The 15,366-nt window shown below is 45.7% G+C and carries 11 protein-coding genes and 2 pseudogenes; 5 read left to right on the plus strand and 8 right to left on the minus strand.

Annotation, left to right across the window (positions count from 1 at the left end):
• Window positions 1-7: 7 nt before the first annotated feature.
• The 3 genes and pseudogenes from JCM12296_RS04805 to hisI form a co-directional block, all read right to left on the minus strand.
• Entirely contained in the window at window positions 8-1,150 is a 1,143-nt protein-coding gene (locus JCM12296_RS04805) for a pyridoxal phosphate-dependent aminotransferase (RefSeq protein ID WP_054690563.1), read from the minus strand.
• 25 nt (window positions 1,151-1,175) lie between these two features.
• The gene (gene hisG / locus JCM12296_RS04810; RefSeq protein ID WP_054690566.1) at window positions 1,176-2,051 is read right to left on the minus strand and encodes an ATP phosphoribosyltransferase; all 876 of its coding nucleotides are present in this window, start codon (window positions 2,049-2,051) and stop codon (window positions 1,176-1,178) included.
• Window positions 2,048-2,428: pseudogene (gene hisI / locus JCM12296_RS04815) on the minus strand (phosphoribosyl-AMP cyclohydrolase); the annotation flags it as partial. The pseudogene hisI and the gene hisG, both read right to left, overlap by 4 nt.
• Before the next feature lie 315 nt (window positions 2,429-2,743).
• On the opposite strand from hisI, the pseudogene JCM12296_RS48895 reads away from it, so the two are divergent.
• Both JCM12296_RS48895 and JCM12296_RS48900 read left to right on the plus strand, forming a co-directional pair.
• A pseudogene (locus JCM12296_RS48895) lies at window positions 2,744-3,916 on the plus strand (transglycosylase domain-containing protein); the annotation flags it as partial.
• Window positions 3,917-4,074: 158 nt separating this feature from the next.
• Window positions 4,075-5,019 (plus strand): penicillin-binding transpeptidase domain-containing protein, encoded by a 945-nt coding sequence (locus JCM12296_RS48900; RefSeq protein ID WP_306303964.1) that lies wholly within the window; start codon window positions 4,075-4,077, stop codon window positions 5,017-5,019.
• Between the two features lie 92 nt (window positions 5,020-5,111).
• On the opposite strand, the gene JCM12296_RS04825 is transcribed toward JCM12296_RS48900, so the two are convergent.
• From JCM12296_RS04825 to JCM12296_RS04850, 5 genes are read right to left on the minus strand one after another with little or no spacing between them, the layout of a single operon-like run.
• Complete coding sequence (locus JCM12296_RS04825; protein ID WP_054690571.1) at window positions 5,112-5,990, minus strand: HEAT repeat domain-containing protein; 879 nt, start codon at window positions 5,988-5,990, stop codon at window positions 5,112-5,114.
• Window positions 5,991-5,998: 8 nt separating this feature from the next.
• Window positions 5,999-6,379, minus strand: coding sequence for a hypothetical protein (locus JCM12296_RS04830; protein WP_054690574.1), 381 nt, complete (start codon window positions 6,377-6,379; stop codon window positions 5,999-6,001).
• A gap of 11 nt (window positions 6,380-6,390) precedes the next feature.
• Window positions 6,391-7,593 carry a 3'-5' exonuclease gene (locus JCM12296_RS04835; RefSeq protein ID WP_172683769.1) on the minus strand — a complete coding sequence of 401 codons (1,203 nt, stop codon included), beginning with the start codon at window positions 7,591-7,593 and terminating at the stop codon, window positions 6,391-6,393.
• Window positions 7,527-9,788, minus strand: coding sequence for a UvrD-helicase domain-containing protein (locus JCM12296_RS35920; protein ID WP_083455840.1), 2,262 nt, complete (start codon window positions 9,786-9,788; stop codon window positions 7,527-7,529). The genes JCM12296_RS04835 and JCM12296_RS35920 overlap by 67 nt, the downstream gene beginning before the upstream one ends.
• A gap of 41 nt (window positions 9,789-9,829) precedes the next feature.
• Entirely contained in the window at window positions 9,830-12,244 is a 2,415-nt protein-coding gene (locus JCM12296_RS04850) for a transposase (RefSeq protein ID WP_054690585.1), read from the minus strand.
• Window positions 12,245-12,851: 607 nt separating this feature from the next.
• Here JCM12296_RS04850 and JCM12296_RS04855 point away from each other — a divergent pair.
• The 3 genes from JCM12296_RS04855 to dnaN all read left to right on the plus strand — a co-directional run bounded on the left by JCM12296_RS04855 (window position 12,852) and on the right by dnaN (window position 15,362).
• Window positions 12,852-13,466, plus strand: coding sequence for a recombination-associated protein RdgC (locus tag JCM12296_RS04855; RefSeq protein WP_054690588.1), 615 nt, complete (start codon window positions 12,852-12,854; stop codon window positions 13,464-13,466).
• Between the two features lie 11 nt (window positions 13,467-13,477).
• On the plus strand, window positions 13,478-13,906 hold the full coding sequence (locus tag JCM12296_RS04860) for a hypothetical protein (protein WP_246803994.1): 429 nt from the start codon (window positions 13,478-13,480) through the stop codon (window positions 13,904-13,906).
• A 337-nt stretch (window positions 13,907-14,243) separates the two neighbouring features.
• Complete coding sequence (dnaN, locus tag JCM12296_RS04865) at window positions 14,244-15,362, plus strand: DNA polymerase III subunit beta (RefSeq protein WP_054690591.1); 1,119 nt, start codon at window positions 14,244-14,246, stop codon at window positions 15,360-15,362.
• Window positions 15,363-15,366: the final 4 nt, after the last annotated feature.

The raw sequence follows: 15,366 nt of genomic DNA on the forward strand, positions 1-15,366 counted from the left end.
GGGTCGCTTACGTTCGGGTTTTGAGATAGGCTTCGAGACGATTCAGCCCCTCAGCAATGTTTTCAAGGGAATTGGCATAGGAAAACCGCAGGTATCCCTCGCCGTGTTTGCCGAAATCAACGCCTGGGGTCACCCCCACGCAGGCCTTTTCCAGAATATCGAAGGCCAGGGCGTAGGAGTCGCCCGAAAGGTGCTTGGCATTGGCGAAGACGTAAAACGCGCCCGTCGGCTCGACGGTAATGCCCAATCCCATCTCTTTAAGCCGCCGGATCATGAAGATGCGCCGTTCGTTGTAGATGCGTTTCATGCGCGCCACATCCGCACCGGCTTCCTTCAGGGCGGCGATGCCAGCCTTCTGGATCATGGCATTGGCCGAGATGAAAAAATTCTGCTGCACCTTCTGGATCGGCCGCATGAATGCCTTGGGCGCAATCAGATAGCCCAACCGCAGACCAGTCATGGCGAAAAGCTTGGAAAATCCGTTGAGGACAAAAGCCCGATCGGTGAATTCGAGGATAGAGTGTTCCTTTCCCTCGTAGACCAGGCCATGGTAAATCTCATCGGAAACAATCCACGGTGACATGCCGGCGATGGCCTGCATGCGCGCCTTGGAAAGAAGATTGCCGGTGGGATTCGACGGGGAGTTGATGAAAATCGCCTGGGTCCGGTCGGAAATTTTCTGTTCGATGGCCTCGGGCCGATACTGAAATCCATCTTCCTCGAACACCGGCACGGTTACCGGCACTCCACCCACGAACTTGATGAAGTTGGGATAACAGGCATAATGCGGGTCGGAAAGAATAACCTCGTCACCGGCTTCCAAAAGGGCGGCAAAAGTCATGAAGATGGCCGGCGACGTACCCGAGGTGACCACCACCTGGTCCGGATCCACCGTGACGCCATAGGTATCGTGGTAGTATTCGCAAATGGCCTCACGCAGCTCCAACAGTCCCAGACTATGGGTATAATGCGTCGACCCATCCGCCAGGGCCTTGCAGGCGGCCGCCTTGACACATTCGGGGGTATCGAAATCAGGCTCGCCGACCTCCAGATGAACAATGTCCTTGCCTTGACATTCCAGCTCGCAGGCCCTTTCCAGAACATCCATGACAATAAAGGAAGTCATCTCCTCGGTGCGTTTTGATGCCATACCAACCCCTTTTGTTAAGAAACGATCAAATCACCTTATTGAGCGGATATTCGATAATGCCTTCGGCACCCTTTTTGAGCAATTCGGGAATCAAATCCCGCACCACGTTGGTTCCGATAACCGTCTCCACCGAAAACCAATTGGAATTGTAAAGGGACGCAATCGTGGGGGCGTTGAGGCTAGGTAAAAGGCCGACCACCTCAGGCAGTTTGTCCTCCGGCACGTTCATCTTGATCCCCACGAGTTTTTCCCCCAATAACGCCCCTTTCAGCAAAAGGGCGATCTGTTCGATCTTTTCACGCTTCTGGGAATCCTCCCAGGCCGTGCGGTTGGCGATCAGCTGGGTGTTGGTCTGCATGAGTTCATGAATGATCCGCAGACCGTGGGCCTTGATCGTCGAACCGGTTTCGGTCACCTCGACGATGGCATCCGCCAGACCGGAAACGACCTTGGCCTCAGTCGCCCCCCAGGAGAATTCCACCTTGACGGGGATCCCACGGGTTTCAAAATAGCGTTTGGTAAAGGCGACCAGTTCGGTGGAAATCTTTTTCCCCTTCAAATCCTCAAGGGAAGCAACCGACGAATCGTAAGGCACCGCCAGAACCCAGCGTGCCGGTCTGGCACTGACCTTGGAATAAACCAGATCGGCGACCACATGCACATCGGATTCGTTTTCGGCGATCCAGTCTTTTCCGGTGAGGCCGGCATCCAGGGTGCCGTTTTCCACGTAGCGGGACATCTCCTGGGCCCGGCAGATGGCACATTCGATGGCATCGTCATTAATTTCAGGGAAATAGCTGCGGTCATTGACATTGATGGTCCAACCCGAACGCTTGAACAGGGCAAAGGTGGCATTCTGCAGGCTTCCCTTGGGAATACCCAGCTTCAGCGGCATCGTCATTCTTTGTAAACCTCCTTGGGATCAAAAACGGGCTGGCCAACGGTCACCAATGCACCGTCTTCCACTTTCTGATAAAAACAGCTGGCATATCCGGTATGGCAGGCGGCTCCGCCGACCTGTTCCACTTTAAGCAGCACGGTGTCGTTGTCGCAATCGACCCGGATCTCCTTGACGTACTGAATATGTCCAGAGGTCAGGCCCTTGACCCACAAGGTGTCGCGAGAACGGCTGTAGTAGGTCGCCCGCCCAGTCTTCAGGGTCTCTTCCCATGCAGCCTGGTTCATGAAAGCCAGCATCAACACGTCACCGGTTTCCACATCCTGGGCAATGGCTGGAACCAGCCCACCCATTTTTTTGAAATCGAGTTCTATCATCGTTTCCTTACTCCGACTTGAGGTAAAACCGGATTATCTAATCAGATCACCGGCGGGAGTCAATCCCTTTTTTTCGCAACTGCGGGATAATCTTGCGAAAAATTATTTACTTTGTTAGGGTGCGACGATTGTCTCAATATGCTATAAAGTCGTCAGCTTGATTCATGGTCACCCCACCGGCAAGCCGTTGGATGGCCGGCATGCAAAACGCAGAAGATTCAATCCGCCATGACGAGACAGAAGAGCACCTCGCAGATTATCAAAAAACGGGCCCGTCGCAAACCCCATGTGATCATGTTCCGCTTGATCAAATGGTCGATGTGGCTGGCCTTCTTTCTTTTGTTGACCGGTGCCGCGGCGACATTCGCGGTTTACTCCTATTTCAGCGAAGATCTGCCAAGAATAACCAGCCTCAAAGATTACCAGCCCTCCATTGTCACCACCGTCTATTCGGATGACAATCATAAAATCGCCGAATTTTATAAGGAACGACGCATCGTCGTTCCGTTGTCCAAAATCCCCGTCCAACTTCAGCAGGCATTCATCGCCGCCGAAGATTCGCGCTTCTATAAGCATCAGGGAATCGATTTTTTCAGCATCGTGCGGGCATTTATAAAAAATCTGGAAGCCGGCACGATTGTTCAGGGGGGCAGCACGATCACCCAGCAGGTCACCAAATCCTTTCTCTTAAGCCCTGAACGCAGCTACGAAAGAAAAATCAAGGAAGCCATCCTGGCCTATCGTATCGACAAAACCTTTTCCAAGGAGGAGATTCTTTTTTTATATCTCAATCAAATTTACCTGGGCCACGGCGCCTATGGGGTTGAAGCGGCGGCCGAAAACTATTTTGGCAAAACCGTCAGCGATTTGAATTTGGCCGAATGCGCCATTTTGGCCGGACTTCCCCAGGCGCCCAGCCGATACTCGCCGTTCCACTATCCCGAACGGGCCAAACAGCGCCAGATTTATGTGCTCAACCGGATGATGGAAGAGGGTTTCATCGACAATGCCCAAGTGTCCGCCGCCATTGATGTTAAGTTGGATATTAAGCCGCGGCGGAACTGGTATATTGAAGAGGTTCCCATCTACACGGAGCATGTCCGGCGCTATGTCGAACAAAAATACGGTGAGGCGGCACTGTATACCCAAGGATTGAAAATTTATACGGCCGTCAATATCGAAATGCAGAAGGCGGCCCGCCGGGAAATCGAAAAGGGACTGCATGCATTGGATCACCGCCAGGGATATCGGGGACCCGAAGCCCACCTGGCCGAGGCCGAAATAGAGGGCTTTTGCACCAAGCAAAAAGCGTTGCAGAAAGAGACGCCTTTAGCACGGGGCGCTTCCGTAAAAGGCGTGGTAATCGATATAAACGACAAGGCGGGCAAGGTCCTCGTCCGCATGGGGGATGCCCGGGGCGTCATTCCTGTGAGTGATGTGCGCTGGGCCCGTAAGCCCAACGTTAACAAAGCCGCCTATCAGGACCGTGTCAGAAATCTCGGTCGCGTGTTTAAAACCGGTGATGTGATTCTGGTGCGACTAAACGAAAAAAGAAACCCGACGGACTTTGGGATCTTTCGTTGGATCAGATTCCCGATGCCCAAAGCGCCCTGCTTTGTATTGAATCCCAAACGGGACTGGTCAAAGTCATGGTCGGGGGCCGGGACTTCGCGGAAAGCCAATTCAACCGGGCCATCCAGTCCCGCCGCCAGCCCGGCTCGGCATTCAAACCGATCATATACGCAGCGGCATTGGATAAAGGTTACACGGCGGCAACGGAAATCATCGACGCCCCCATTGTTTTTAAAGCCCGGGACTTCACCTGGAAACCGAAAAATTACGGCAAAAAATTCTATGGTCCCACCCTGTTTCGGGAAGCGCTGACCAAATCCCGCAATGTGGTCACCATTAAAATTCTTCAGAACATCGGAGTGGATTACTGCATCGACTACGCACGCAAAATGGGCATCGCCTCCCCCCTGGAGCGGAACCTTTCCATTGCCCTAGGCTCTTCCGGTGTAACGGTACTGGAGTTGGTCAATGCCTACGCCGTCTTCGCCAACGACGGATACCTGATAGAACCGGCCTTCATTACCAAAATAGAGGATCGTTTCGGAAATGTTATCGAGGAGATGAATCCCTACCCCAAAAAGGTTATGGAAAAAAATACGGCATATATCATGACCAGCCTCATGGAGAGTGTGGTGAAAGAGGGAACCGGCCAACGGGTCAAGGCGCTCAATCGCCCGGTAGCCGGCAAGACCGGAACCACCAACGATTTACAGGATGCCTGGTTTATTGGTTATACGCCGCAATACATCACCGGTGTATGGGTGGGACACGATCATAATCAGAGCCTGGGGAAAGGGGAGACTGGCGGGCGTACGGCCAGTCCCATCTGGCTCGGATTCATGGAAACGATCCTAAAAGACAAACCCGTGAAAGTCTTTCAGGTTCCGGAAGGGGTCGTTTTGCAAAAATCGATGCTAAAACCGGATTGCTGCCCGTTCCCGAATCCAAGGATACTCTTATCGAATGTTTCAAGGAAGGAACCGTCCCCACCGAGTATTCCAAACGGCCGAACAGCATTGTAGATACCGAATCTTTCTTTAAATCCGACATGTAACGGCAACGCCCGAAGAACCATCGTGGTTTACAATGTTCCGGATGAATTGGATATTTTTATCTATAAATTACTTAAAAGCCGAACAGCGGCCTGTCTGACACGACTGTCCTTATCATTTAAAAGAGGGTACAGATCATCACTGATAGAAGAAATTTCATCCGCTTTGTGGGCTAATAAATTTTCTAAAACCTTCAATCGGACGAAGGGATCTTCGTCAGCAATCAATTTACGATATCTATTTAGAATAACAAAAGAAATGGGAAGCATTCCCATTCCCTCCAACGCGTCGATGCGCATGTCTGCGGGCAAATCCATGATAACATCGCTGTAGACCCATTCGACGTTTGGAAACTTCTCGGAAAAACGCCAATAATTGAGTAAAATACTACGCTGTTCTTCTATGGATCCGATTAGAAGCCGTGATTTTAACAGATCAAAAACATAATTGCCACCCACGGACACCAAGGCCGTTACGACCGATGCCTGAACATCCCGCTCAGGATCATCAAGACGTTGAATAAGCGCCTGAACGGCCGGATAATTCCCTTCCCAACCCAAGGCTAATGCACAACCCATTCGAATCGTCGGCAAAGAATGATCCAGCATATTGATCAACGCGGCATTGATAGCGGATGGATCCTTACTTTGCAAAGCCGCCAGCCCCAGTTGAATGGCAGCCGTCGTGCGAATTTGCTCATTCGTCGATTCATTGACCGTCAAATCATATAAAGGCCACAATACTTCTTCCTTACCGGCATATCCGAGCAGTGGAAGCATCCTGGCCAACATGGAATTGTCCACATGCGGCAATATTTCAAGAAATATCGCTACACCATTATCGATGTCGGCGAAAAAAGTGTTCATGTCCGCCAAATAATCACGCACTTTATCCAAAAGCCGATGCGAGCGATTGAAAGGAATAAGTCTGCCGTTCTTCATTAAAAATATCAATATCGACGGTTTATTTTATCGTTGAAGCATTTCAAAATATATTTGGCGGCAAAATCCGGGTGGCAGAAATAGGTCGTCCCCATTTTCGCCACGCGATCACAAATATCGTTTACAATCCGCTCTTTGTCATGATTACTGACGAAATTTCGTTCATTTTTATGTCTGAAGCAAACCCGATCCCCAAGGGCCTGCCGTATTTTGTCGAATTTCATATCATCCAAGTGATAATTGCCGAACCATTTTTTGTTCACGGGAATTTCTATTTCTACCCAAATACAGACATACCAACTATCGGCGGCAATTTTTTTGGATTGATCAAAATAGTTCAGGATTAATCCGGTATTCAGCGGTAAAGATCGAAAAGGGTCGCCTGACATGCAATACTCCGTTAAAAAAGAGAAAGTTGTTTATGTTGGGATTGCGGTGCCTTCTTAAAATCGTGTCCGAAATTTGTTTTATAGATCATATCAATATCCTCGATAAATGGCGATACATGCCGGCTACGGGGTTTCCCATGGATGCGGCGATTTTTGGCCCAACTGAGAAAAAGGTATCTTTTCGCCCGGGTCAGAGCGACGTAAAATAGCCGTCGCTCCTCCTGTACATCCGAAGACCGATTCTCCGATCGGTAGGGAATCCATTCGTCTTCGCAACCAGAAATAAAAACAACCGGAAACTCAAGACCTTTTGCAGCATGCAGGGTCATCAGCGACACTTTTTCAACCCGATGGTCATACGTGTCGGTATCCCTACAAAGCGCCACTGTCGCCAAAAAGTCAGCCACATCTTTTGGAAACAAACCCTTTGCGGATTCGACGATCTGCTGAAAACCTTTTTCAAAGAAAATATCGTCATTAAATTTTTCAGTAATACCCAATTTTTCCGATAAATATTCGATTTGATCCGTTAATGAACAAGTGGCCAGTCTATTTTTCAATATATCAATCTGATGAATAAAATCATATAATTGCTGCTGTTTTGAAAGCCCCATAGGGGGAATCGGTAAACGGCGTCGTGTTTGAATAAAGGCCTGTTCAACGCATAATTGGTTCTGATAGGCCCAGCGTTTTAATGATTTTATTAGATGGGAAGACAATTTGGGCCTCATCACCTTCAATGCCGCTTCGATATCCGCATAACCGCCCAAACCATGCATCAACTTAACAATCGAAAGCAATGATTTCAGTCCCAGGTGATCCAGAACACTTCTCCGATCGACAACTTGGCAAGGAATTCCGGCTTTTTCCAGTATTTTTAAAATCGGAACAGCCTGATTCCGGGTTCGAAACAAAACGGCAAAATCAGAAAAACCGAAGTTCAGTGAGTCATCGGATACATCCACGGAACCAGAGTCCAACGATAAAAAGCCAATCCCACCCACCATTTTTTCGATAGTCTTGCCAATAGCGACAGCTTCAGCATTTTCGCTCTGCATTTCCAATACTTGGATCTTTCTATCACCTGTTCGGTTTGAATATGTCGCCAAACGCTGACCGGTTGCCAAAGGTTCCGGGTTATGCCGGATCACCTGGGAAGAAATTTCAAGAATGGTCTGTGTCGATCGATAATTTTTGCAAAAACTGTCTGACATTGAGGGTAATCGCCCAGAAACCATTTAAAGCAGCTTAAATCAGATCCTCGAAAACCATAGATGGACTGATCTGGATCACCAATCACGCAAAGATTGGCTTGACCGCCGGCCAACAGACGAACAAGACGATATTGACTGACGTTAATATCTTGATATTCATCGATAAATATATCAGTAAAGCGATTTTTATAATTTTCCTGTATACTGACATCGTTTTCAAGTAACTGAACACTTTTAAAAATAAGGTCCTCAAAATCGACAGAATGATGAATTTCCAATATGTTTTCATAGCTTTCATAACAACGGCGAAAAAGATCAACCTGCTCAGGCGGACAAATATCATCCAGTTCTTCACAGAATGAAAGCATCTTTTGTTTGGCCAGTCCAATCCATTTCATCAGATCTTCTAATTTAATCCGACGTCCATTGCCGACCTGATTATTTAAGACCAATACATCCTGAACAATGGCTTTGCGACCGTCCTCGTCCAGAATGCTCAGCGCTCGATCGGTGTTCCCGTCCTTTAAGATCTGATAGCCCAGCGAATGAAATGTTCCGACAAACGGAAGCGGTTGGCTTTCTCCCAGCATGGCGAACAAACGTTCCTGCATCTCCTTGGCTGCCTTATTGGTGAAGGTGACGGCTATTATTCGGCTGATATCCGCACCCGATTGAAGAATCCGACCCATACGGTGGGTCAGGGTTCGGGTTTTACCGGTACCGGGTCCGGCCACGATCATCAGCGAGCCATGGGTATGGTCAACGGCTTTCTGCTGTTCGGCATTCAAACGGACAACCGGATCAACGCTATCGATGGTATTTTGCTGTAAAGAAGGTTGGGGTTGAATGGGATTATTCTTCATTTGGGGCGGGTTAGCGACAGTTCCGATGTCGAAACCGGCAAAAAGGCTACGCTGTGTGGAGAGCTTGGATCGCTCCGCTTCGGAAAAAATGTGAACCGTTCCAAAAACGCCGTCATATCCAGGTGAAAACGCGACACGGTTGTCACGCATTCGAGAAATCGCCTCATCGATCAGGGGAAAACCAACTGCAGCGATACGCTCTATCGCCAAATCGTGCAAAATGGTTAATTCGTTACCCAGATTTTCCAGCAACGACCAATAGGTTTGGGAAACCTTCTTGGATTTAGGACCCACGCAAAGAAGCTCGGACAAAATATTTTCCAATGGAATCAAACGATAGAACGGGAAGGTGCGCTTCGATCGAATCCCTTCAATGCGTGTGGCAAGTTGTTCAACGCGATTTAATACCCCCAGGGTCAATGCCTTGCCGCAAACAGGACAAAGCCCCTGATACAATCGGGTCTCGGCGGGCTGTAAACAAACATCGCATTTACGATGTCCATCCACGTGATACTTGCCTTCTTCAGGGTAAAATTCAAATGTCCCCAAAAAATGATTCGGATCGCCATTTTTAATAGCCCTCCATATGCTATGGTAATTCAAATCCGTTTTGAACAGATTTGCTTCTCTTCCAAGTTTAGCAGGTGAATGCGCGTCCGAATTTGATATAAGGGTAACCGAATCCAAATCGGCAACGCGCCAATTCATTGGTGGATCCGATGAAAGGCCTGTTTCAGCTGCAAAAATATGGTGGGTTAAGTCACCGAAACATTCGGTAATCGAATCAAAACCCGATTTTGAGCCCAGCATGGAAAACCAAGGCGTCCAGATATGAGCCGGCACAAAAAAACCATAATCAGACGTTTCCAGTGTAATTTCAAGTAAATCTCGTGCATCTAAACCCAGAATGGGTCTACCGTCTGAATGAATATTACCGATGGCCTTGAGCCGTTGATTGAATTGCCTTACATTTTCGAGATCAGGAAAAAATACAAGGTTATGATTTTTGCGAGTCTGATTCTCTTTTTTATAGATATTACTGATTTCACAGCTCAACATAAACCTAACCGGCGCCCGGCAGGATACTGGAACACGTTCATCGCAGCAGTTTGCAATATCGGACCTGAGGCGAAACAAACCCGGTTCAGCGGGTTCCAGCTTATTCTTGATCTCTGAAAACCACTCCGGATGGGTAAAATCCCCAGTTCCAACAACCTTAATTCCTTTGAGCTGCGCCCAGACATAAAGGTTTTCAAGGTCAAGATTTTGAGCAGTAGCTCGCGAAAATTTTGAATGGATATGTAAATCAGCTATAAAAGTATCTGAGTTCATTATATTTTCAGACGATTCTCCCGTCCAAAATCGGACACTTTTCAGGTCTGCTGACCGGACACTTTCATCGGTTTGTACTGGTTTTTGAACCTTAGTACGACGCCACGATTGCCCCACCACAAGACTTTGTTTTTGCCTTGTACCATCCGTTGGCTCAGCATATCAGCGGTACGTTGCTCAAATTCGTTCCCACTGCTATCGAGGATCGTGACGACCAGATTGTCATCCGAACCCTGATGCAGGGTAAAATTTCTTTTTTCAAAAAACAAGTTCCGCATGCTTTGTAGCGTCGTCTTGTTACCATCTTGGTGGCGGTAGTGCTCCCCGCCCACTTCTTTGAGGAAATTTTCATAAGCAAGTCTTGCCACCATGATGCAGTATAATTCGAATTCAACTTTTTCGGGGTCGCTGCCAGTCATTTCATCTAAAAAATAGCTGTATACCAAGTCCTTCAGACCGTTTTCCACAAGCCAGCGGTAACGGTATTTTTGAAGCATTTCCGACGCGTTTAACTCGGTATGGGTACTTCCAAAGCAGCGAATCTTTTTTCGAGTTTCAAGATCACGCAGGATCGCGATCCTCAGGGGCAGCAACGTTTTCGGAAGCGTAACGTCAATGGATTTGAGTTCATCTTCCTCGTCGTGTTTCTCCCAGCCGGATTCGTCATCCAACGCCGGGCCGATCAGTTTCTTGATCTGCTTATTTTTCTTCAGGCAAATATAAACATCGCCATTGGAGCAGCGAACCTGCTTGAAATACTGTAGGCTGGCTTCCTTGGTGTATTCCGAGTCCATATAAATCTCCTCAATGGCCAATGGATCGAAAAGCGGAAATATATGTTCCTCGCAATAGTGTTCCAGGATGCTTGGTGCACGCATGCCCCCATGGTAATAATTCATCGACAAAAGTGTGTTGGTCGAAAGGTCCCAAGACACATGGGGCCTGAAGCCGGGAACCAAATCACCCGATTTGTCAGGGCCTTTTCCAATTCCCTTATCAATGCTGTGAGCTCCAAAAAACCTCTTGAAATGAAAATCGAAAGCGATCTTCGTGCCTTGGGTAAGGCCAAGCTCCTTGGCCCGGAGAACCAGATCGCAACGAAGTAGATGAAGCTGGTCAAATTTGAATTCCAGGGTGTCCTCGTAATAGCGTGAACGTGATCCGAACATACCCAGGCCACTGGCAAAGGCCACAGATCGATCGCGATTATTGCGTAGATGATTAATGCGTCGATATCCGGACAGAATGCGAAAAACATTCAGCAGGGCCAAATTGCTCAAGTCCTTACCTCGCAACCGCGCCGGACCATAGCTTTCCATCGCCTGCACGATCCCCAGGTCATTGACAAACGGTGCCAGCAAAAGTGGGCCTGGATCGCATAAATGATAGGCATGTGTTTGCATTTTACGGCACAGTAACTCAAACTGCCGGTTTATCCGGCGCGATTCGAGCAATGACGCCTCACTATGAAGATGATACGCTGTCATGTCGGGAACAAACGGATTCACCTCGTTGTCCGGCTCGGAACAGAATTGATCCAAAGCCACCGGTGCCCGCGTGCGGTCTGTTAAAGCCCAGCGGGAAAACACCCGATTAACGGTAAATCTCGAGCAACGCAATTTGAGAATGTTGACAATCCCCTGCGCCGATTCTCGAGGATGACGCAACTTGTGCAGAACAATGCTCAACTCGGTCTCATCGCTCATCGTATCCTTGCCGGGTGTATTGGCCGGAATGAGTGCCCAGGGTCCAAAAAGCCGATAGTCTTTCACCAAACGGTAATAACTGGTCAGCGACAAACCGTAACGCAAGCAAACCGGTTTAACCGCATTCGAGGACTGTAAAAATATCTCTCTGAATAATTCAAAACGTTTATGGCATAAATCGGCATCCTGAAAAAATGTTTGTTGGCGTTTTTTGCGGTCTCGCCCCTTAACGCCCTTCTGCTTCAATCGATTCAGTTCAGAAAGTGTTCTTTGAATGCGCCACCAAAAATCGATATCACCTGGCCGATTGGAAACCAAACGACCGTAAGACGCCAGAATTTGTGCAACCGTTTCTATATTCGCATCCGCCTTGGTAGCAGGAACCGCCTCGGCAAATCGAAAAATTGCCTGTTGAGACAGGCTTGGCCGTGCCCTGCTGACCATAATCACCAAACGTTCCAAATCTGGTGCATCGATCAGATCTTTAAAATCCGGAAAAAGCCCTGCCATCCCGTAGGTTACAAAGCGATCTTCCTTTTCATAGAACTGCGAGCGCGATATCTTGTTTTCTTGGCAGATGGTTTTGATCGGTACTCCCTGAAACCAGGCCTTTCGGATCAATTCGTAATTAAAAATGACCGGATCATCTTGAACGAAGTAAGGTGTGGCACTATCGAATTTAGCCATGGCTTGGGCGACCTTGGCCTGAATTTTATTGAAGTAGGTAATCGTGCTGGGGGCAAGAATCATGCTGAATTTGTTATCATGCTATATGCAACAAATCAAGTATTTTCTTGCCATGCTAAATACAACACATTTTGGGATAAAATTGTCCGGAATTCCCTGTTTTTCGACAGATACTCTCGCAAACAGGACGCGGTCAAGCGTGTTGCTGATTGCGCCTTCTTTCAATTTATTGTATATTTACAGCATATTGTTTGGGGTTTGAGAAATTTTCTCTGTTCGCCCTGAGGAGTATGAGGAGGGATAGATGGCCGTGCGTTTAGCATGGGTCATTTTCAGGCTTAACGCACAAAGTAGAGTTTTGTTACGTCCTGTATTTATTTGGATTATTATTTTTTAGGTTGTTTTAATGCTCAAAATGTGTCCGGTTTTGGTCGGGAGAATCGTCTGATTTTAATTACAAAATAAAAAATTTTGGATGATTCATATTTTTTTATCAATAGCACACCACAAGTCGGTCCCGACTAGGACTTGATATTACAAATGTTCTTTGGCTTCCATCTATTTCAAAAAGATTTCAAAAATAGCTTGAAAAAATTATTAATAATATATTATATGTATATGTTTTTAATATAAATTATTAACCTTTTGATGACTTTCTGCGGAATCTTCTATGGGAATATTTTCATCTTCTGTTTCGATTACGCAATACCTTGTCGAGGGGAATCTTGATGAACCGATTATCGAAAACGTTGCAATCGGTTTAAAAAAGCAATCCATTGAAGAGATTGACAATGAATCTTCAGATAAGGCCATCGGCTGGACTTGTTTCAATGATCCTTTCAGCACCGATTTTGATAGAAATCCGTTCTTGATCGGAACGCATCTGGTTTTTTCCATGCGGATTGATAAAAAATCAATTCCTGCCAAAATCGTTCAAAAGCACTATGCCATGGAGATGAAAAAACGGCTTGAGGTCAGCGGCCGCGATTTTTTGAGCAAAACCGAAAAAAAAGAGATAAAAGACCACGTTATCCATGTATTGAACTTAAGAATTCCTGCAACACCAAATAGTTATGACCTTATTTGGAATTATGAAGCCAACCGATTATGGTTTTTTTCAAATTTGAAGGGTGCCAATGAAGAACTGGAAACCCTATTTTCGAAGTCCTTTAAACTGAAACTGATACGACTTTTTCCATATAGTATGGCGTCATTAGCATCGCCATTATCCGATCCGGAAAAAGATATTCTTACCCAACTCAGTCCAACCCGTTTTACGGAGTAGCCAATTATTCCATGCTTGATGTCGCCGTTGCCTATAACCGCTATAAATTTATTGGAAATGAATTTTTAACCTGGCTTTGGTTTATCATTGACGCCAACCCGGATTATTTAAAAACCGTCGATCAAACCATTGTTGCCCTGAATATTGGCAACCGAATCGTACTTGAAAACAATAGTAATGATTCAAGTGAGATAATTACGATTAAGGGCGACGATGCCGGTTTGGAAGAGGGAATTCTTTCTTTGAGAAAGGGTGCCGTTGTTATTGAAATGAATTTAATTTATAAAACAGAAAATCAGGACTGGAAATTTTCTTTAAAAGGCGAAAGTCTATCTTTTTCAGGGCTTAAGCTCCTGAGACGGGGCCCTTGGAAACAAAAGACGATATTGAGGGCTTGTTGTTGGAGAAAGCTTATCTGTTTGAAAAAGCGATTGAATTAATAAACCGTCTTTTTAATGCTTTTTTAAATCTGAGAGTCTCTTCGGATTGGAATACATCGCTTTTACCAGAAATCCGAAAGTGGGTTCAGGCTTAATTGCTTGCTATGCAGCCGTGAAGTTTTTTGTTGAGAAGTTTTTTGTTTAATAGATTGACAATAACACCATAGTTATGAACAACAGCAAATCACAGGTTTAAAAATGACGGGTTAAATAAATTTACAGAAAACGTTATTAACATTTTTTTATTAAAAATAATTAGTTATTATAATTAGTTATGAATATATAAACTTTTTTGTCAGCTCTAAGAACCAATAGATGAATATAAAGGATTTTTATTATGAAATTCGTTATCAACAAATCTCAGATTGTAAGTGTGCTGGCAAAAGTTCAAGGATTGGCTGGAAGAAGAAGCAATCTGGCAATTACCGAAAATATTTTGATTCGCAGTGGAAACGAGGGTGTATATTTGACTGCGACCGATTTAGAAACCGGTTTTGAAGGTTTTTATTCTGCTTCGGTAGAAAAAGAGGGCGCCATTGCTGTTAGTGCAAAAAAATTATATGAAATTTTAAGAGAGTTTCCTTCTGATGATATTTTCATCAATGAAGTCGAAAATCGCTGGATAGAGATTGGTAGCGGAAAAATTCAATACCATATTGTTGGAATGAATCCAGATGATTTTCCAGAAACGCCACATATTAGTGAAGTTGAATTTTTTTCGATTGAAGCCGCCATTCTACAAAAAATGATTGAACGTACCACTATTATATCAGCAGCGGGTGATGAAAAACGCGCCCATATCAATGGTATCTTTGTTGAGCGAATGAAAAACGAAGATATAAGTATCTTTCGATTTGTATCCACAGACGGCAGTCGTTTAAATGCAGTCGATCATATTTTTGAGTCATCACTAATAATTCCTCTGGGTGAAGGTGTATTGGTTCCCAAAAAAGGACTAAATGAAGTTGCGAAATTTCTTGATGTTGAGGGAAATGTTCAAGTTGGCATCAAAGATAGCAATTTTATTGTTCAAAAAGAGACTGAAACCATCATTATTCGAATGCTGGAAGGAGATTTTCCCAAATACGAAGATATCCTAAAAAAGGGAGTGGACCATTTTATTCACCTTGATACGATAGAATTTTATAAGATGCTGAAAAGAATGTCTATTTTAGCAACCGATCATTACAAGGGCGCTGTTTTTACTTTTGATGATAATAAACTGGTGGTAACTGCTACAAATCCGGATTATGGTGAATCCAAGGAAGAAACCGAAATAGAATTTGCCGGAGGGATGATTGAAGCTGCTTTTAATCCAAAATATTTTTTGGATACATTGAGTGTTATTGATGATGAACAGGTAATTATCAATATTGTCGATGGTAACCATCCCTGTGTCATTGAAGGTGATGGTGATAAAACTTTTACCAGTGTTATTATGCCAATGAGAATTTAATTTT

Source organism: Desulfosarcina cetonica JCM 12296, from assembly GCF_001311845.1.
Lineage (GTDB): Bacteria > Desulfobacterota > Desulfobacteria > Desulfobacterales > Desulfosarcinaceae > Desulfosarcina > Desulfosarcina cetonica.